Genomic DNA, 17,636 nt, shown 5'->3' with positions numbered 1-17,636 from the left:
CGAGGCAGAAAGGTTACGAAGCTGCCCGCGCCATCCGATCGATGATGTACTACAGTACATAAACAAGTTCGCTAGGAGGTGCGGGAGATGACGCCGGGCAACGATGCGGAGCGGTCGCCGACCGGGGCCAGCCGATGCCGCGGCGGGCCTCCGCCCGACCTGACCTCGCGGCCCCTCATCGTCGATACCCATGTCCACGTGTGGTACCGGCACCAGCCCTGGATGGCGTGGCTGGCCGAGCGACCCGTGTCCTGGGACTCCGTGCGGGACGATTTCGGCTGGTCTCGTCTTCGTGCCGAACTGGACGACGCGGGCGTCGCCGAACTGGTACTCGTGCAGGCCGGAACCGACACGGAGGAGACGCGGCTGCTCCTGGAGCTGGCCGAGAGCCAGCAGTCGATCATCGGAGTCGTCGGGTGGGTCGGCATGAGCTCACCGGGTGCGACCGAGAAGGACCTTGCGTCGATCAACGGCGGCAAACTGGTGGGCGTGCGCACACTCCACCGATGGCGGCCGGACGGCGAGATTCTGGCCGATCCGGGGGTGGCCGGTTCCTTCCGCGTGCTCGCCGACCGAGGGCTGACGATCGACCTGTTCGTCAATGACCATACCGAGTTGCCGCTTCTGCCACCGCTCATCGAGGCTGTGCCGAACGGTCGCTACGTGATCAACCACCTGGGTCGTCCGCCGATCGACCAGGACGCCACTGCCCAGCGTCTGTGGCGCCTCGCCATGACGCGGCTGGCCGCTCTGCCGGGCGTGTTCGTCAAGTTCTCCGGCTGGGGCACGGTCGTCCGGCGTGCCGAGGCGGCGGACGTCGCCAGGTACGCGGAGCACGTCTTCGCGACTTTCGGTCCGGCGCGAACGATGTACGCGAGCAACTGGCCCGTGGCTCTCGTCGCGGCCGGCTACCACGACACGTTCGCCGCGACCCTGGAAGCGTTGTCCGGCCTCACTCTCGCCGAGCGCGAGGCTGTGCTCGGCGGGACGGCCCGCGCCTGCTATCTGACCACATGACTCGGCTGCACCTCGATTTCAGGAGGCGAACGTGGCCGCGGTAGTCGAAACCACGTACGGCGCGGTACGCGGTGAGATCGATTCCGGCGAAGGTGTGCGCATCTTCCGAGGGATCCCTTATGCCGCGCCCCCGATTGGGGATCTGCGATGGCGCCCGCCGGAGCCGCCCGCGGCGTGGGCCAGCGTGCGCGACGCCTCCGAGTTCGGACCGATCGCGATACAGAACCCACCGGCTGACACCTCGCTGTTCGCCGATGGAGGGCAGCGGCAGAGTGAGGACTGCCTGTACCTCAACGTGTGGGCTCCGCTGGACACGGACGCCCCCGCCCGGCCTGTCATGGTCTGGTTCCACCTCGGCGCCTACCAGTTCGGATCCGGGTCGTCACCACTGTTCGACGGCCGGCGATGGGCGCAGGAGGGCGTCGTCCTGGTCACGCTCAACCACCGACTGTCCAGGACGGGTTTTCTCGCGCATCCGGAGTTGACCGATGAGGGCGCGGGAACGGCTGGCAACTACGGGCTGCACGACCAGATCGCCGCGCTGCGCTGGGTGCGCGACAACATCACCGGCTTCGGCGGAGATCCCCGCTGCGTCACGATCTGTGGCGTCTCGTCCGGAGCGTCGAGCGTCGCGCTGCTGATGGCGGCTCCCGCCGCCCGCGGTCTGTTCCACCGCGCCATCGCCGAGAGCGGTGGCGCGTTCGGCCCGGTCGCGGCCACCACGGGCGTGGGCGACGCGTGGCAGGACCTCGCATCAGCGGTCGACAGTGGCCGTGCATGGTCGTCGGCGGCCGGAACGGCGCGCCTGGATGAGCTTCGTCGGATGAACGCGCAGGCCCTACGTGCCGCCAGCCTGCCTCGTCCCGGTGCGACCACAGGGATCTTCGATGCGGCGCGACCCATCATCGACGGGACGCTGCTCACCGCGGCCCCGCACACGGTGTTCGCGGCCGGCGCACAAGCCCCGGTTCCGCTGCTTGTCGGCTCGGCCGTCGACGAGGACCTCGCGGTATTCAACTACCCGAGAGACTTGGCGACCTTCCGCAGCCAGGCCAAAGCCGAACATTTTGCGTCGAGCGCCGCGTTTTTGGACCTCTACCCCGCGGAAACCGACGAACAAGCCGTCGCAGCAGGACTGCGGTCCGCCGGCCACCGGCTGTTCACCTGGCAGAATTGGCGATGGGCCAACCTGCACCATGGTGCCGGTCACCCGGTCTACTACTACCGTTTCGCGCAGCCTCCGCCCGTCCCGCCCGGCCACTACCACGAACAGATACTGCCCAGGCCCCTGGGCGCGTTCCACGGTGCCTCACTGTTCTCCACCTTCGGCGGCGCGGCCGATCCCGGTCACTGGAACTGGACTTCGAGCGACGTACGACTGGGAGCCACGGTCAGATCCGCCTGGGCGTATTTCGCCCGGCACGGGCGCCCCGATGCTGCCGACCTGCCGGCATGGCCCGAGTTCGACAGCGCACACCCCTCGGCGATGATCTTGCGGGCAGACGGGTGCGGTCTCGACGACATCCCCGAGCACACCCAACTCGCGTACTGGGACCAGTTCTACGACCGTCGGCTCACGACACCGCCCCCTGCCCCCGCACCACTTCGAGAGAACGCACGAGGTTGACGGCGTCGCGAACGTGCCGGCGGTCTCCGTCGGTGCACAGACCGGTCAGCACGAGTTGCATGCGTGTCAACAGGTTCTCGAACAGAGCGTTCTTTGTCGGCTCATGCGCGGGGTCGGCCCAGCGCCAGAGCGCGTCGAAGTAGATCGCACGAATCACTTCACCGGCAGCTTCCGCATCGACATCGGCGACGAACTCGCCCGCCCGCTGCCCGCTACTGATGACGGCCGCAAACATGTGCGCGGCGACGGGCTCGTCCAGGATGGGGCCGCCGAGTCGCACCCACGCGTTCATGAAGACGCGACCCTCTTCCCGGCGCCGCTCGTAGATGTCGGCCATGACGCGCATGACAACGAGCAGCCGGGACGAAGCCGACGACTCGCCAGCGCCGCCCGCCTCACCGGAGGGGCCCATGGCCTCGTGCAGTTCGATCCGGCGCTGCGCCACCCAGGCCGCGACGAAATCCTCCTTGCGGGGGAAGTGGTTGAACGCGGTCTGCCGAGCGACACCGGCGGTTCGCGCGATCTCGTCGTAGCTTGTTTCGTCGTAGCCTTTGCTCACGAACAACTGACGCGCCGACGAGAGCAGGCGGTCACGCGTCTCGTTCTTGCGCTGCTCGCGACGCGACGGCAGCCCGGCATCACGAGCGGAACGCACCCGCTTTCCGCCCCTGTCATCGGCTCGCTGCGCCAAGGTTGGTGCCTCCCGTAACGTCGGGCCAGTCAGTGGATTCGAGTCTACGTTACGGTCTCCTCTTGCGTCGTGCGGCGACGGAAGACGCGCTCATGAGTCGTCCACCAGGGTGGCGAGCATCGCGCGCCGGGCGCCGTCGAGGTGTGCGTGCATGCGTTCCCCGGCCAGTTCGACCACACCGTCGCGCAGCGCGCTGATCTGACCGAGTTGGACATCCTGTGTGAGGATCTCGGGCTGGGCCGCCCGATCCACCCCTACGAGATCCCGTACACAAGCGGGAGCGACGCCGAACGTGCCGCGCAACGCGACAACGTCCTTGCGCGGCTCCGGCGGGACGGGTGGCTTTCCCGCAGCGGCAGCCTGCGCGCGGACCTCGAGGACCTGCTGCACGTCTGGGCCAACCCCGAGGTCGTGCTCACCCAGGTCGCGAACGTCGTCGAGGGTGGCGGCCAGTTCCTGTATCGCGGCGGCTGGCGCGGCCGGACCGGGGTTCTCACCAACCAAGAGGGCACCCTGCTGTCCTTCGAAGAGCTACGCCCGACCCAGGTGATCGACGAGATGGTGCGCTTTCTCCCGCACTGGGAACCCCTCTACGGCCCACCCGTGACCTACGTCGAAGGCGGCAACTCCGCGCGCCACCGCCCGGCGCCGGACCCGGACGGGGAGTTCTTCGGTGGCATCGACGCACCCCCGCACGCGCCGTCGAACGGCCCCCGCGCCGCCGAGCGATTCTTCGCCGCACCGGTCGTGCGGGCCGGGCTCATCACCTGCTCGATCCACGAGCCCGGCACCCGCACCCGGCCGGGCCGGGAGGCCGAGGTGGGGTCGCTGACCTGGTTCGACACCACCGAAGGCAGGTTCATGACGGGGCCAGCGCCGAAGACGTCGATGAACAGGGGCCAGGTCGTCAATGACCTGGGCAACCTTTTCAAAGAGCTGACCGGCACGATCGGGCAGGCAGTGTCGAGGGAACAGTCCGGGTGGCAGGGCCACGGCGCGGAAGCCGCCTTCCAGGGGCTCGGTGGCCTGTCGAACTGGCTGGACTCGTCGGGGGATGACGTCAAGGGCAGAATCGTCAGGCCATCACCAACACGGCACGTGTACCAGGTGCCGCGGCCGAATCGCCGGGACCCGACACTCTAAACTCCGCCCCAGAAGCGCCGTGGGGACACACACGTGGTGGAAATGCCTCCGATGGTCAACCCGCGACCGCTGCATCAAGGCAACCGAACCGCCGTGGCTCTGGGTGGACGGCGTCGGGAAGCGCTCAAGTACGAATCTCGGCGAGGAGGACGAGGACCCGGGCGCGGTCGCGCGGTGTGCCGAAGGGATTGACGATGAGGTCGGTCACCCCGGCGTCGGCGAACCGTTCCAATTCCCGGGCCACGGTGGTTTCGCTGCCCGCGATAAGGGTGTCGGCGGGCCCCGACAGCCCACCGCGGTCGAGCAGGGCGCGGTAGGCGGGCAAGTCACCGACCATCGCGAAGTCCCTGGCGACGGTCTCACGCGCCGCGGCCGGGTCGGTGGTGATCGCCACCTTCACCATCACGGCCACCCGCTGGCCCTCGCGCAGGCGGGGAACGAGGTAGCCGGACACGGTTTCGGGCCGGATCCAGATGGCGATGGTGCCGTCGGCCAGGTCTCGTGCCACCTCCAGCATGCGCGGTCGCAGCGCGGAGATCAGCACGGGCGGTTCCGGGGCGTTGACCTCCAGCTGGGTGTCCACGGTGAAGAAGTCACCCGAGTACTGCACGTACTCGCCCCTCAGAAGCGGGCGCAGGACTTCGAGGTATTCCCGCGTGTGGCGGGCCGGTGAGCGGTAGGGAATGCCGAACTGCGCGGTGATGGCGACGGCGTGGCTCGGCCCGATCCCGAGGGTGAGCCTGCCGCCGGTCATGGCCTGCACCGTCAGCGCTTGGGTCGCCAGCGCCACCGGATGACGCGGATAGGTGGGAACTACCGCGGTGCCGAGTTCGCCGGGCCCGTCGCCGATGCCGGTCAGCACGGCCAAAGGGTCCCAGCCGCCGGGCTGCTGGCTGGTCCAGACGCTGTCCAGGCCGCGGGCGGCCGTGGCCGCCGCGTCCGTCTCGATCTGGCGGACATCGCCCGCGGCGATGAGGTGAGTTCCGATGCGCATGCCGCAAGCTCACCGCGGCAAAGCTCCGGCAACCAGATCCACCTTCCCCGCGCTGCCATAAGATCGGGTGATCGCCGCAGGTGGAAGGATGAGCCCATGGAGCTGCGCGCGCTTCGGTACTTCGTCACAGTCGCCGAGGAACTGCATTTCGGGCGCGCCGCCGAACGGCTCGGCATCGTGCAGCCCGCGGTCAGCCAGCAGATCGCCCGGCTCGAACGGGAACTGGGAGTGCGGCTGCTGGACCGGTCCCCGCGCACCGTCCGCCTCACCGAGGCCGGGCGCCGCGTGCTGGGCTCGGCCCGCGAAGCCCTCGCCGCGGCGGAACGGGTCCGTACCGCCGCGAACAAGCCAGGGCACCGGGTGCGGATCGGCACCACCCCGGGCCTCGGCCACCGGCTGGAACGCGGTATCGACGCCTTGCGTGAGCACAACCCCTCGTTCGAGGTGGTGCTCGTCGAACTCCCTGTCGGTGCGCGCATCGAGGCACTGCGCAACGGTGAACTCGACCTGGCCCTCGCCCGCGGTCAGGTCTCGGCCGCGGGCCTGCGGATCGTGCCCGCCTGGTCCGAACCACTGCGCGTCCTGCTGTCCGCCCACCACCCGGCCGCCACCCGCGACGTGATCGGCCTCGCCGAGCTGGAAGCCTGCCCGCTGCGCATCCCCTCCCGCGACTGTGACGCCCCGCTCCACGACGCGGTGATCACCGCGCTCCACGAGGCCGGGTTGCGGCCCCGGTTCGGCAGGCCCACGGGCACGATCGAGAACACCCTCATCGAACTCGGCACCGATCCACGCAGCTGGTCCATCCTGCCCGCGGACCTGATCCCCCGAGCGCTCTCCGCCCGGGTGCATGCCATCCCGGTGGCTCCGGAGGTCACGGTCACCGGGAACCTCCTCATCGCCGAGAGCAGGCCTGCCCAGCGCTGTGTCGAAACGGCCCTGGACGTCTTCCTGGGCGCGGCGGGAGCCGCCGTCACATGCTGAGACGCCGTTCCCCTCTTCGACGCACCGCCGTACCCTGAGCCCCCAGCCCCTTTCCCATCCTGGTCCAATTTGGAGTTGCGATGACGCGGTGGCTCTCCGTCTTCCTGTGCCGCAACGCCGGGCGAACCTGTGACCGGTCGACGCTGATGCGGCGCGTGTGCGATCTTCCGCCGTCAGGGCCCGCCCGGACCACCGATGTCCACATCCGCAAGCTGCGGCTCAAACTTCCCGTGCTCGCGGACTCGGTCGCCACGGTGCGGGGAGTCGGCTACCGCTTCGATGGCACGCCCCTGGTGCGGCTGGCCGAGCCGCTTCCCCACCCCTGGCCGCAATCTGACCAGCCGCCCCACCGCACGGGACCGCGCAGAGCAGGTGGACCCGGTTCCCACCATCCGGCCGCGCCGGGAACCGGCTTATTTTCGTTCTGACCGAAAATAAGAAAGGGTTCGGGGAATGGGGCAGCGTTGACGGTTCCCGCGTGGCGGAGGTGGAATCACGGTGGTCCCCTCCCCGACCACGCCTTTGGGAGAATGCCGGCTCGCGGCGAGCTACGGCCGGTGGTTCACGAAGTGCTGCCCTTGGACCAGGCCGTGCGGGCGCACCGGACGATGGACGCGGGCGAGGCCTTCGGCCGGATCGTACTGAAACCCAAGTTTCGCGGCTCGCCTGACGCTCACCTCGGCCGGCGCAGTCCCGCGACGAGGAGCCGGACGAGTCGCCGCGCGTCGTAGCGGCGGCCGGTGCGTGCGCCGGCGCAGAGGCCGCCGACGCCGCGCATGAGCTCGTAGGGATCCTGACCGGAGTGGATCTCGCCCGAGCCGGCGGCCGCTTCGAGCAGGCGGGCGCAGACCGGCTCCAGCCGGTCCAGGAAGTAGGCGTGGAGGGGGTCGTAGCAGGGGTCGTCCGACTGCAGTACGGCGGCCAGTCCCTGTTTGGTGACCACGAAGCCGACGAAGAGGTCGAACCACCGCTCCAGTGCCGCGTAGGGAGTGGGACCGGCCGCCAGCAACTCGGGGCCCGCCGCGGCGAGTTCTTCGACCTGGTGCCGGTAAACGGCGACGATCAGGTCCGCGCGGGTCGGGAAGTGACGGTAGATCGTCGCCGTCCCCACACCCGCCTTCGCCGCGATCTCGCGAATCGGCGCTTCCACCCCCGAGGAGACGAAGACCGCGGCCGCCGCACCGAGCAGCGCCTCTTCGTTGCGTCGCGCATCCGCCCGCTTGGGCTGTGCTACACCTGCCGCATCCGGATCGCCGCCGTTCACCGCACCTCCCCCTTCACTGGCTAACCGGGACGTTGTCCCGTATCGTCAAACGGGACAACGTCCCGGTTCTTCAGGGTGCCACATCCGGCGCCGGACAGCCACCTCGCACAAGGGAGCCCCACTCGCCATGACCGGATTCGCCATGCCCGCACCGACCCGGATCCTTTCGGTGAAGCCGATCGCGCTCCCCGCACCCGGCCGTGGCGAAGACCTGCAGGTGAAGGTTTCCGCACCGGTGACCGGACACGGCCTGCCGATCATCGTGTTCTCCCACGGCTTCGGCTCGTCCATGGACGCCTACGCCCCGCTGGCCGACTTCTGGGCGGCCCACGGGTTCGTGGTCGTTCAGCCCACCCACCTGGACTCCAAGACGACCAGCCTGGCCAAGGACGATCCCCGCGCACCGCGGCTCTGGCGTTTCCGCGTCGAGGACGCCAAGCGCATCCTCGATCAACTCGATGTCCTGGAAGCCGCCGTGCCAGGCCTGGCCGGACGCCCCGACCGGAGCCGCATCGCCACCGCGGGCCACTCCTTCGGCGGCCAGACCGCGGGCGTGCTGCTGGGCCTGCGCGTCTCCGACCCGGAAACCGGGCAGGCGGAAGACCTGTCCGACCCGCGAATCAAGGCGGGCGTGCTGCTGGCAACCGCTGGAAGCGGCGGAGCCGACCTGACGCCGTTCGCGGCCGAAAACCTGCCCTGGCTGCGCAACCCGAGCTTCGCCACCATGACCACACCGGCCCTCGTGGTCGCCGGAGACCGGGACCGGTCCCCGCTGACCCTGCGGGGACCGGACTGGATGACGGATCCGTATTTCCTGAGCCCCGGCCCCAAATCCCTGCTCACCCTCTTCGGCGCCGAACACTTCCTCGGCGGGATCTCCGGCCACCAAGTCACCGAGACCACCGACGAGCATCCGGAACGGGTCGCCCTGATCCAGCACCTCAGCTGGGCCTACCTCCGCCACGCCCTCGGCATTGAGGATTCCAGCTGGCGGGCAGCACGAAAGACCCTGGACGCACAGGCCGAAGCGCTCGGGCGGATCGAATCCAAGTAACCGGAACGCATCTCCAGGCGCTTACCCGCGCCGCGGCAGGTAGCCGTACAGGAAAGCGTGGACCCCGGTGCGCGCGCGAACCGGTCGATCTCGGTCTCCAGCGCCTTCGCGCTGAACTCCGCACGCGACACGGTGCCGCCGGTGATCAGCGCCATGAAATGCTGCGCCGACACCTCCGGGTCGGTGACGTGGAGCAGGCCCCGCCGTCCCAGCTCCGCCATCCGGCCGGCCAGCGCGCGCCGCGCCCGGCCAGCACAGCACCGACGGCGGGCTCAGCGTCGCAGGAGCTGTTCTTGGCCCGCTTCACCATTCCCGCTCCCGCCTAGGCCCGCGCCGTCGTGGTCAACGTGAGGGCGCCCGGAATCGCGTCGATGGCGTCACCGACCCGGGCCGCGAGCGCCGCTTTGCTCGGCTGCGCCGTGGACGCGGCCCACCCGGCGAGCGCGTGACGGAAGGCGGCGAGCAGGATGCGTGTCCTCTTTCTGCTTGTCCGGCTTGCGTTTTCGTCGCGCCACCGCGACCCTCGACCGGGCCGGTCCGGCGGCCGGGACGGAAGCCGTGGCCAGGGTCCGCCCGCGCATGGGTATCGATTCAGGCTGTACAGGGACGGTCCCGCTGTGCTTGCATCGTACCGACCGAACGGTACAACGATCCCGGTTTCTCGGGCTTCCCAGCCCTTCCCGGCTTTTTCCGCTCACCGATCCCGGGCACCGCCGCCCAGTACGGGAGACGCGATGGAATCCTTCGTCCAACTGCGCAAAGGGACCACGCCCCGGCGTGGTCACGCCGATCTCGACGGCCTGAAAGAGGACGAACTCGGCCGTGCCGGGTTCACCGGCCGGACCAGCTACCTCTACCACCGCCACGACCCCACCCGGTTCCGCGGGCAGGGCCCGCTGGCCGGGTTGAACCTGGCCACCACCGCGCTCACCCCGCCCGACCGCGACGATCCGTCGGGCGAGCCGCTGCTGTTGTTCCACAACGCGGACTGCCGCATCTCGCTGAGCATGCGCGCCGCCGCCCCGCCGCACTACGTGCGCAACATCGACCACGACGAACTGCATTTCGTGCACCGCGGCACCGGCACCTTCGTCACCGAGTTCGGCCCGCTCGCCTACCGGCCCGGCGACTACGTGTACCTGCCGAAAGCCACCACCTACCGCCAGATTCCGGACGGCCCGGACACGCATGTGCTGATCACCGAGGCGGTGGAGGAGTTCCGGGTGCCCGAACCCGGGGTCAACGGCCGCCATTTCCCGTTCGACAGCGCGCTCGTGGTCGTTCCCGAACCCTCGGTCGTCGAAGGCGACGGCCGGGAGGAGTACGAGGTCCGCCTGCGGTATTCCGGCGGGCACACCTCGATCTTCTACCCGCACGATCCGTGCGACGTGGAAGGGTGGCGCGGGGACAACTTCCCGTTCACCTTCAACCTCGACGACTATGACGTGCACACCTCGGCGAGCACGCACCTGCCGCCGACGGTGCACCTGTTCCTGCAGGCGGCGGGCGTCGCCGTGATGCACTTCCTGCCACGGCCCGCGGAAAGCGTGCCGGGCACGGAACGGGTGCCCTGGTACCACCGCAACGTCGACTACGACGAAATCGCCTTCTTCCACGGCGGGAGCCTGTTCGGCGCCGACCTGCCGCGGGGACTGCTCTCGCACGCGCCGCAGGGGGTCCACCACGGCGCGCCGGAACGGGCCCGGGAGCGGGCGCGGGAACTGTTCGACCGGTTCGACCGGATGGACTGGAAGGTCATCGCCATCGACACCCGGCGCAGGCTGCTGCCCAGCGCCGCGGTGCTGGCCGCGGCGGGGGTCCAGGCGTGAACCATCCCTACGACCGGATCCCCTACCTCGTGGTGTTCGAGGACGATTCGTCCTATCGCGACACCTACGGCGGGGTAGGCGAAACCGTCGCGCTGGAAAGCTATCTGCTGCGTCCCCGCGACGTCGAATCGGACACCGTGCTGGTGTTCATGCATCCCATCGGCGGCGGTGCCTATCTGCCGATGATGACCGGCCTGGCGCGCGCCGGGCATCACGTCATCTACTGCGGGAGCCGCTACCGGGGCGTGGACAGCGCGCTGATCATGGAGAAGGTGGTGCAGGATCTGGGCGCCTGCGTGGCCGACGCCCGGGACCGGCTCGGCTACCGGAAGGTGGTCCTGGGCGGCTGGAGCGGCGGCGGCGCGCTGTCACTGTTCTACCAGCAGCAGGCGCAGCATCCGACGATCACCGCGACCCCCGCAGGCGACCCGCCGGATCTGACCCGGTGCGGGCTGATCCCGGCGGACGCGGTGATGCTGCTGGCCGCGCACGTCAGCAGGCACGGCACGATGACCGAGTGGCTGGACGCGGCCGTGCTGGACGAGTCGGACCCGGACGTGCGCGATCCGGAACTGGACCTGTACGACCCGAAGAACCCGAACCAGCCGCCCTACACCGAGGAGTTCCTCGCCCGCTACCGCGCCGCGCAGATCGCGCGGAACCGGCGGATCACCGCGACCGTCAGGCAGCGGCTGGCCGATCTGCGTGCCTCGGGCCGGGAGCAGGAGGAACGGGGGTTCGTCGTGCACGGCACGATGGCCGACCCGCGGTGGCTCGACCCGGCGGTCGACCCGAACGACCGCGCACCCGGCCGGTGCTACCTGGGAGACCCGCGAGTGGTCAACAACGGGCCGGTCGGCCTTGCCCGGTTCACCACCCTGCGCAGCTGGCTTTCCCAGTGGAGCTACGACGACGCCAACGGCGACGGCGTGCGGTGCGCGGCCGATCTCGAGGTCCCCGCGCTGGTCATCGGCAACAGCGCGGACGACGCGTGCACGCCGAGCCACACCGAGCGGCTGTTCGAGGCGGTGGGCCATCCGGACAAGACGATGTACGTGGTGCACGGCGCGACGCACTACTACGCCGGGCCAGGCCAGCGGCCGAAACTCGCCGAGGCGACCGGGGTGATCACCACCTGGCTGGCCGAACGCGGGTTCACCGGGCGGGCCGGTTAGGTGCGCGAGTCCGCCTGGAAGGCCCGCATCCTGCGCGCGGCCGCGGAGTTGTTCGCCGAGCACGGATATCACGGAACCGGCATCGCGCAACTGGAGGAGGCGGTCGGGCTGCGGCGCGGCGCGCTGTACCACCACATCGGCAGCAAGGAGGCGGTGCTGTTCGAGATCAGCACCGCCCCGCTGCGGCTGATGGTCGAGGCGGCCCAGGCCATCGAGGAGCGGGTGGCCGGGCCGGAAGAGCGTTTTCGGGAACTCGCCCGGACCCTGCTGGACAACGTCGCGGAGCACGTTCTGGAGTGGACGGTGCACTACCGCGACTTCACCGCGCTCACCGGCGAGCGCAGGCGGGAGATGCTCGAGCTGAGACACAGCTACGAGCGGGTCTGGTGGCGCACGCTCACCGCGGGCGTGGCCTCCGGGGTGTTCAAACCGGTGCCGGAACCGGTGGTGCTCAAGGGAATCATGGGCATGTTCAACTACTCCTACGTCTGGCTGCGCAAGGACGGCCCGCTGCCGCCCTCCGAGATCGCCGACGTCTTCTGCGAAACGTTCCTCTCCGGCATCCGTGCGGGCTGAGGAATCGGCCCGGTGGGCCAGGAACCGACGGTCGCCTCCCCTCCGGAAGGACGGCGGCAACCGTCAGGCCGGGGTACGGAAGCGGAGCATCATGTCGTGGTCCTCGTGGTCGAGCAGATGGCAGTGCCACACATAGCCCCGCAGCTCCGCACCCGAGGGCGCGGTGAAGATCGCGTCGGGGTCGAACCCCAGTTCGCCCGCCGTCGGGAACCGGACGAGGATCCGGGTGACGGTGCCGCCGTCGGTCCGCACGGTGTCCTTCCAGCCCGCCTCCCACGGCTCGGCCGGCCGCATCGGCCCGGTGACGAAGGCGTCCGCGGACGGCGCCCACTTAGTGCCCACCGGAGGCTGCGGATAGCGCAACCGGTAAGCGGTGCGGTCGAAGGACTGGCGGCCCAGCACCCGGAAGTTCACCAGGTGGAGGTGGATCGGGTGCGGATCGGGGGTGACGTCGATGAGGTTCCACTGCTCGACCGTCCCCTGCCGCGGCAGTTCCAGGTCCCCGCTGTCGAACATCAGGTTGTTCAATGTCATCACCGAAGGCGGGAAGCGGAGCTCGAACGGCTGGCTGATGGTGACGTCGCGGACGTGGTCCGGCACCGGCAGCGGCGGCAGGCGCGGCGGCTGCCCCGGCCCTCCGCGCAGCGTGGACGGCACGGCGCCCTGGAAACCCGGGGCGCTGCCCGCGCGGAACCGGCAGAAGTAGGGCATGGTCACCTCGCCGAGGATCGCTGCCTGGCCGGGCACCGGTTCGTCGTTGCACAGCACCACCGTCTCGCCCGGGGCGAGCGCCCCGAAGTCCACCAGCAGGTCGGCCCGTTCGGCCGGGGCGAGCCGGATCGCCGTGGTGGCGACCGGCGCGTCGAGCAGCCCGCCGTCGGTGCCGATCACCCAGAACCGCATGCGGTTGGCGAAGAACAGGTTCGCCACACTGAACGACGAGGCGTTGAGCACCCGGAGGCGGTACAGCCCGCGCGCCACCGCCACCTCCGGCCACACCACGCCGTTCACCAGGCCGGTGTCGCCGACTCCGCCGCCCTCCCAGCTGCCCTCCGGCACCAGAGGAGTGGTGCGCACGCTTTGCGCGCCGTCGGCGGTGAAGACCTTTTCCTGCAGCACCAAGGGAATCTCGAACTCCCCCGCGGGCAGGCCGAGCGGGTTGCCGGGCTCACCGGTGTCCCAGCGGTCCCGCAGCAGGTACAGGGAGGCGAGCCCGGCATAGACGTTGAGCCGGGTGATGCCCATGGCGTGGTCGTGGTACCACAGCGCGGTGGCCTCCTGCCCGCCCGGGAACCGGTACGTGACCTGTTCGCCGGGGCGGATCGTCGCCTCCGGGTGCCCGTCGAAGGCGGGCGGGGTGACACCGCCGTGCAGGTGCAGCACACCGCGCGGGGCGGTCGCGTCCGCCGCCGAGACGCCGTGCAGGGTGGTGTCGATGTCCTTGGCGAACACGTGGCGGGAGAGCGTGTTTCGGAAGGTGACCGTGGTTTCGGTGCCGCTGTGCGTTTCCAGCACGGGGCCGAGGTAGCCGCGCCCGCCGTAGCCGAAGGCCGGCGAGGGGTCGAGTTCGCTGTGGAAGCGGTGGGTGCCCACGGCCGCGTCGAGCGTGAACGACGAGCCGGACCACACCGGCAGCGGCGGCAGTGGATCGCGGAACGGCCGCACCTGCGGCGAATGGAACAGCAACGGGGACAGGTTCACCGCCGCGGCGGCGGACGGTGCCAGCCCGCCCGTCGCCGCCAGCCCGGCCGCCCCGGCGACGCCGCGCAGGATCGAGCGGCGGTTCCATCGCGCAGTCATCGGGCGCTCCTCCCCAGAATGATCAACAAGGCCCTACCGTACGGTTCGGCACGGTCCGCTGACAATGAGCGGTGCCCGGGGAAACGGGCGGCTGTGGTGCCGGATGAGTTGTGGGCGCACCGCCGCCGCGATCTTGGTGTCGCGTGTTGGGTAGATACGGTTCGGCATCCGACTGATATTGGCGTTCACAGTGATTCCTGTTCAGCGGTTTCGAACTGTGGGAATGGGTGGCGGATCAGTCGCAAGGCCAAGACGGTGCACACGATGGCGATGGGAATTTCCACGCAAGCTGCCATCACGATCGCGATAGTCAGCGCGCCCCCGGGTGCCGCCGCGGTAACGTCGAACCAGGCGTCTGTCAGGAGAAGCGCAGCGGCCGCTGTGGCGGTTAGCGTGCAGCGGTTATCCGCCCGCTTCAGGAATCGACCGGTGGCGAACAAGGTCAGTGCCTCGCAACTGTCCAGACCGACCCAGCCCAGGGCCCAGTGACTATCCATCGCCTTCATCGGCAAGGACATCGACAGATAGAGAACCCACGGGATCATAATCAGGCCCGCGGTGGCGAAGGCCCTGCCGAGACGTCGCGGGCTACGGATACCGGGTCTGTCCGGCACCGCCGACCAGCGCACGTGGTCAGCGCCGCTTTCCGGGCCCTGCTTCATGCCCGGGGAGAACCCGCCAACATGGCGGCGCACGATGCCGGACAGGCCAGAAGCGGCCAGCACCTCGCTGGTCCAGAGCGCAGTGATGCCAGGCTACTTGCGGCCAGGACGTGAGGTGCGGGGCGCCCGAGCGACGGGTTCGTTGCGGTGGCATCCACTGGCGCCCAGACCTGCTTGAGCGGGTCGCAAAGCCTGGTTCGGGGGCGTCCATCGGCGAAAGGGGCGCCGGAATCGGGCGCGTCCGGGCCCAGGATCATCCGCATCGTCGTGGACAAGGCCACACCGGCCAGCGCGGGCGGGCCGCCGTCGCATTTCTTCGTCGTGTCGCGAAGATCGATCATCGGTGCGTTCGTCATGGTCACGAACCTACGAACAGAATGCTCTCCGTCGCGTCGGCCGGTGGATGTCACCGTTCCCCAGGCCGTCGGCCCGGGGGTGTACCGGCGCGTACATCCCCGGGGCGACGCGCGGAGCCGGCGCCACTGAATACGATCTCCATATGGAAGAGCTTCTCCAGCGTCTCTCGACATCGAAGCGCGTGACCTGGCTGATGTCACAGGCCATGGTGTTGGCCACCGCCTGCTTCTACGCGGTGATGCTTTGCTGGACGATCGCTCGGGTTCCGGACCACGACGGCCTGTTCCGGTTTCCCAGCCTCGGGCCCGTCCAGACGATAGGTCTGTGCGTCGTGCTCGCCCTTCCGGTTCTGCTGATGCGCCGTCTGCCGGCGGTGGTCTTCGCGGCGATCCTGGGCGAATCGGTCCTCGGCTACATCTTCGGCGTGCGGTCCGAGGTCGTGTTCGTCGTGCTCGTCGTCTTGGGCGGGCACCTCGCCGTCCGGCGGCCGAAGGCTGCCGCCGTCGGCTCCGTCGCGGCCGTCGCGGCCGCGTTCGTCAACAACATCGACGTCTACCCCGGGGAGAACGTCGGCGACGCGGCCCAGTGGGCCGGGCAGTACGCGTTGTGGTTCGCGGTCGCGTGGGTCTTCGGGGGGGTGTATCGCAAACGCCGTGAATACCTCGAAGCCCTGCACGAGCAGACCGCGGCCCGCACCGTCATCACCGAGCGGCTGCGGATCGCCCGCGAACTGCACGACAGCGTCGCGCACAGCATCGGGATCATCACGGTGCTGTCGGGAGCGGCGGCGCGGGTCGTGGACACCAAGCCCCAGCAGGCGCGGCAGGCGCTGACCGGCATCGAGACCACCAGCCGCCAGACGCTGCTCGAGCTGCAGCGCATGCTCGGGGCGCTCCGCCACGCCGAACCGGACGACGCCATGCCGCAGGCCGCTCCGCTGGCGCCGGCCAGCAGCCTGGCCGACGTCCCGCAACTCGCCGAACGCACGGCCGACGCCGGGGTGCGGGTCCACGTGACCTGGCAGGGCGAGCGGTGTCCACTGCCGCCGGAGATCGAACTGTCGGCGTTCCGGATCATCCAGGAGTCGCTGACGAACGTGGTGCGGCATTCCGGGGCGCGGACGTGCCGGGTCGCGATCGGATACGAGCCGGAGGGAGTGACGATCGAGGTGGTGGACGACGGGGACGACGGTCTCGGCGGGCCGGGCCGTCCCAAGCGCTCGACGGCGCCCGGCGGGAGCGGCTTCGGCCTGCTCGGCATGCGCGAGCGGGTGACGTTGCTGTCCGGCCAGTTCAGCGCCGGCCGACGTCCGGAGGGCGGATTCCGGGTGGCAGCGAGGCTCCCGGCATGAGCGTGCGGGTGCTGCTGGTCGACGACCAGCCGCTGATGCTGGTCGGGCTCGCGATCCTGATCGGCGACACCGACGATCTGGAGGTGGTCGGCGAGGCCGGCGACGGCCGCGAGGCGATGCGTCTGGTGCGTGAGCTGCGGCCGGACGTGGTGGTGATGGACATCCGGATGCCGGGCATGGACGGGATCGAGGCGACCCGGCAGGCGACCGCCGAGCCGGACCCGCCCAAGGTGCTGGTGCTGACGACCTTCGACGACGACGAGTACGTCTACGGCGCACTGCGCGCCGGGGCCAGCGGATTCCTGCTCAAGAGCATGGCCCTGAACGCGATCCTGGACGCGATCCGCGTGGTGGCGGCCGGCGACGCGTTGATCGCACCGAGCGTGACCCGACGGCTGATCGCGGACTTCGCCGGAACCTCCGGCCCCGCGGCCCCCGAACCGGACACCGAGCCCGCCGCGGACTCAGGTCTCATCGCGGAGATCACCGACCGGGAGCGCGAGGTGCTGGCACTGGTCGGACAGGGCCTGTCGAACACTGAGATAGCCGAGCGGTTGGTGATCAGCGCGGCGACGGCGAAGACTCATGTCGCGCGCCTGTTCGCCAAGCTCGAGGCTCGGGACCGCGTCCACCTGGCGATCATCGCCTTCGAGGCCGGACTCGTGCCGCGTAGACGGTAGGGCAGGATGAGAAGAACGATCGCCGACCACGAGTTCGCCGCGTTCTCCAGATGCGCCAGCTCGCCCACCTGGCCGCAGCGGGATTCGAGTCGAAGCGACTCCAGCTTGCCCGGACATCGACGCCGAAGGCCGAGTACCTCGCCGGCCCGACGCGCTCCCGCGAGTTTCGCTCAACCTGGTTCCGGCGCCGGCGACCGCGTCGATTCCCGACTGTACGACGGCCTTGACCAGGTCCGAGCGTTGCGGGAAGTGCCGGTACAGGGTGCCGACACCGACACCGGCCAGGTCGGTGATCTGTTTCGCTGGGGCATCGACCCACCAACGGCATCGCGGAAGGCGTCCGGCTCGTGCGGCACCTCGGCCAGCCCGCCGGGTGAGACCGGCCGGAAACATTCCACCTTGGAACGTTCTTCAGCTTGGCAATGGCACCCG

18 protein-coding genes are annotated in these 17,636 nt (G+C 69.7%); 12 read left to right on the top strand and 6 right to left on the bottom strand.

The window, feature by feature from the left end; translation table 11 throughout:
- Positions 1-87 precede the first annotated feature (87 nt).
- A complete protein-coding gene (locus ORV05_RS13670; RefSeq protein WP_268758859.1) occupies positions 88-1,017 on the top strand; it encodes an amidohydrolase family protein in 930 nt (309 codons plus the stop codon).
- 31 nt (positions 1,018-1,048) lie between these two features.
- On the top strand, positions 1,049-2,644 hold the full coding sequence (locus tag ORV05_RS13665) for a carboxylesterase/lipase family protein (RefSeq protein WP_268758858.1): 1,596 nt from the start codon (positions 1,049-1,051) through the stop codon (positions 2,642-2,644).
- Here ORV05_RS13665 and ORV05_RS13660 read toward each other — a convergent pair.
- Complete coding sequence (locus tag ORV05_RS13660; RefSeq protein WP_268758857.1) at positions 2,592-3,299, bottom strand: TetR/AcrR family transcriptional regulator; 708 nt, start codon at positions 3,297-3,299, stop codon at positions 2,592-2,594. The genes ORV05_RS13665 and ORV05_RS13660 overlap by 53 nt on opposite strands.
- Before the next feature lie 183 nt (positions 3,300-3,482).
- Here ORV05_RS13660 and ORV05_RS13655 point away from each other — a divergent pair, with 183 nt between their 5' ends.
- A complete protein-coding gene (locus tag ORV05_RS13655; RefSeq protein WP_268758856.1) occupies positions 3,483-4,478 on the top strand; it encodes an ESX secretion-associated protein EspG in 996 nt (331 codons plus the stop codon).
- A 124-nt stretch (positions 4,479-4,602) separates the two neighbouring features.
- On the opposite strand, the gene ORV05_RS13650 is transcribed toward ORV05_RS13655, so the two are convergent.
- Positions 4,603-5,472: a TIGR03564 family F420-dependent LLM class oxidoreductase gene (locus ORV05_RS13650; protein ID WP_268758855.1), complete on the bottom strand. Its 870-nt coding sequence runs from the start codon at positions 5,470-5,472 to the stop codon at positions 4,603-4,605.
- A 96-nt stretch (positions 5,473-5,568) separates the two neighbouring features.
- Here ORV05_RS13650 and ORV05_RS13645 point away from each other — a divergent pair, with 96 nt between their 5' ends.
- The 3 genes from ORV05_RS13645 to ORV05_RS13635 all read left to right on the top strand — a co-directional run bounded on the left by ORV05_RS13645 (position 5,569) and on the right by ORV05_RS13635 (position 7,187).
- Positions 5,569-6,456 (top strand): LysR family transcriptional regulator, encoded by an 888-nt coding sequence (locus ORV05_RS13645; protein WP_268758854.1) that lies wholly within the window; start codon positions 5,569-5,571, stop codon positions 6,454-6,456.
- 80 nt (positions 6,457-6,536) lie between these two features.
- A complete protein-coding gene (locus tag ORV05_RS13640; protein WP_268758853.1) occupies positions 6,537-6,884 on the top strand; it encodes a winged helix-turn-helix domain-containing protein in 348 nt (115 codons plus the stop codon).
- Between the two features lie 102 nt (positions 6,885-6,986).
- Entirely contained in the window at positions 6,987-7,187 is a 201-nt protein-coding gene (locus ORV05_RS13635) for a zinc-binding dehydrogenase (RefSeq protein WP_407652753.1), read from the top strand.
- Here the strand turns inward: ORV05_RS13635 and ORV05_RS13630 are convergent.
- Positions 7,130-7,720, bottom strand: a complete 591-nt coding sequence (locus tag ORV05_RS13630) for a TetR/AcrR family transcriptional regulator (RefSeq protein ID WP_268758852.1) — start codon at positions 7,718-7,720, stop codon at positions 7,130-7,132. The genes ORV05_RS13635 and ORV05_RS13630 overlap by 58 nt on opposite strands.
- Before the next feature lie 127 nt (positions 7,721-7,847).
- Between ORV05_RS13630 and ORV05_RS13625 the strand changes: the two genes are divergently transcribed.
- The gene (locus tag ORV05_RS13625; protein WP_268758851.1) at positions 7,848-8,774 is read left to right on the top strand and encodes an alpha/beta hydrolase family protein; all 927 of its coding nucleotides are present in this window, start codon (positions 7,848-7,850) and stop codon (positions 8,772-8,774) included.
- Here the strand turns inward: ORV05_RS13625 and ORV05_RS13620 are convergent.
- A complete protein-coding gene (locus ORV05_RS13620) occupies positions 8,672-8,995 on the bottom strand; it encodes a TetR/AcrR family transcriptional regulator C-terminal domain-containing protein (RefSeq protein WP_268758850.1) in 324 nt (107 codons plus the stop codon). The genes ORV05_RS13625 and ORV05_RS13620 overlap by 103 nt on opposite strands.
- Positions 8,996-9,508: 513 nt before the next feature.
- Here ORV05_RS13620 and ORV05_RS13615 point away from each other — a divergent pair.
- From ORV05_RS13615 to ORV05_RS13600, 3 genes are read left to right on the top strand one after another with little or no spacing between them, the layout of a single operon-like run.
- A complete protein-coding gene (locus ORV05_RS13615; protein WP_268758849.1) occupies positions 9,509-10,603 on the top strand; it encodes a homogentisate 1,2-dioxygenase in 1,095 nt (364 codons plus the stop codon).
- Positions 10,600-11,778: an alpha/beta hydrolase gene (locus ORV05_RS13610; RefSeq protein ID WP_268758848.1), complete on the top strand. Its 1,179-nt coding sequence runs from the start codon at positions 10,600-10,602 to the stop codon at positions 11,776-11,778. Before ORV05_RS13615 ends, ORV05_RS13610 begins: the two co-directional genes overlap by 4 nt.
- Positions 11,779-12,354 carry a TetR/AcrR family transcriptional regulator gene (locus tag ORV05_RS13600; RefSeq protein ID WP_326938139.1) on the top strand — a complete coding sequence of 192 codons (576 nt, stop codon included), beginning with the start codon at positions 11,779-11,781 and terminating at the stop codon, positions 12,352-12,354. It begins immediately after the preceding gene.
- A 63-nt stretch (positions 12,355-12,417) separates the two neighbouring features.
- On the opposite strand, the gene ORV05_RS13595 is transcribed toward ORV05_RS13600, so the two are convergent.
- The gene (locus ORV05_RS13595) at positions 12,418-14,154 is read right to left on the bottom strand and encodes a multicopper oxidase family protein (protein WP_268758847.1); all 1,737 of its coding nucleotides are present in this window, start codon (positions 14,152-14,154) and stop codon (positions 12,418-12,420) included.
- A 185-nt stretch (positions 14,155-14,339) separates the two neighbouring features.
- Positions 14,340-14,879, bottom strand: a complete 540-nt coding sequence (locus ORV05_RS13590; protein ID WP_268758846.1) for a hypothetical protein — start codon at positions 14,877-14,879, stop codon at positions 14,340-14,342.
- A gap of 436 nt (positions 14,880-15,315) precedes the next feature.
- Here ORV05_RS13590 and ORV05_RS13585 point away from each other — a divergent pair, with 436 nt between their 5' ends.
- Both ORV05_RS13585 and ORV05_RS13580 read left to right on the top strand, forming a co-directional pair.
- Positions 15,316-16,524: a sensor histidine kinase gene (locus ORV05_RS13585; protein ID WP_268758845.1), complete on the top strand. Its 1,209-nt coding sequence runs from the start codon at positions 15,316-15,318 to the stop codon at positions 16,522-16,524.
- Positions 16,521-17,204: a response regulator gene (locus ORV05_RS13580; RefSeq protein WP_268758844.1), complete on the top strand. Its 684-nt coding sequence runs from the start codon at positions 16,521-16,523 to the stop codon at positions 17,202-17,204. Before ORV05_RS13585 ends, ORV05_RS13580 begins: the two co-directional genes overlap by 4 nt.
- Positions 17,205-17,636: the final 432 nt, after the last annotated feature.

This window comes from Amycolatopsis cynarae, assembly GCF_026802195.1.
Classification (GTDB): domain Bacteria; phylum Actinomycetota; class Actinomycetes; order Mycobacteriales; family Pseudonocardiaceae; genus Amycolatopsis_E; species Amycolatopsis_E rhizosphaerae.
Note: the sequence above shows the minus strand (reverse complement) of the source record. Positions and strands in the feature narration are given on the sequence as shown.

Coding starts and splice junctions, on each gene's coding strand:
- ORV05_RS13670 (WP_268758859.1), top strand. CDS start 88: ATGACGCCGGGCAACGATGCGGAGCGGTCGCCGACCGGGGCCAGCCGA.
- ORV05_RS13650 (WP_268758855.1), bottom strand. CDS start 5,472: ATGCGCATCGGAACTCACCTCATCGCCGCGGGCGATGTCCGCCAGATC.
- ORV05_RS13645 (WP_268758854.1), top strand. CDS start 5,569: ATGGAGCTGCGCGCGCTTCGGTACTTCGTCACAGTCGCCGAGGAACTG.
- ORV05_RS13640 (WP_268758853.1), top strand. CDS start 6,537: ATGACGCGGTGGCTCTCCGTCTTCCTGTGCCGCAACGCCGGGCGAACC.
- ORV05_RS13635 (WP_407652753.1), top strand. CDS start 6,987: ATGCCGGCTCGCGGCGAGCTACGGCCGGTGGTTCACGAAGTGCTGCCC.
- ORV05_RS13625 (WP_268758851.1), top strand. CDS start 7,848: ATGACCGGATTCGCCATGCCCGCACCGACCCGGATCCTTTCGGTGAAG.
- ORV05_RS13620 (WP_268758850.1), bottom strand. CDS start 8,995: ATGGCGGAGCTGGGACGGCGGGGCCTGCTCCACGTCACCGACCCGGAG.
- ORV05_RS13615 (WP_268758849.1), top strand. CDS start 9,509: ATGGAATCCTTCGTCCAACTGCGCAAAGGGACCACGCCCCGGCGTGGT.
- ORV05_RS13595 (WP_268758847.1), bottom strand. CDS start 14,154: ATGACTGCGCGATGGAACCGCCGCTCGATCCTGCGCGGCGTCGCCGGG.
- ORV05_RS13585 (WP_268758845.1), top strand. CDS start 15,316: ATGGAAGAGCTTCTCCAGCGTCTCTCGACATCGAAGCGCGTGACCTGG.
- ORV05_RS13580 (WP_268758844.1), top strand. CDS start 16,521: ATGAGCGTGCGGGTGCTGCTGGTCGACGACCAGCCGCTGATGCTGGTC.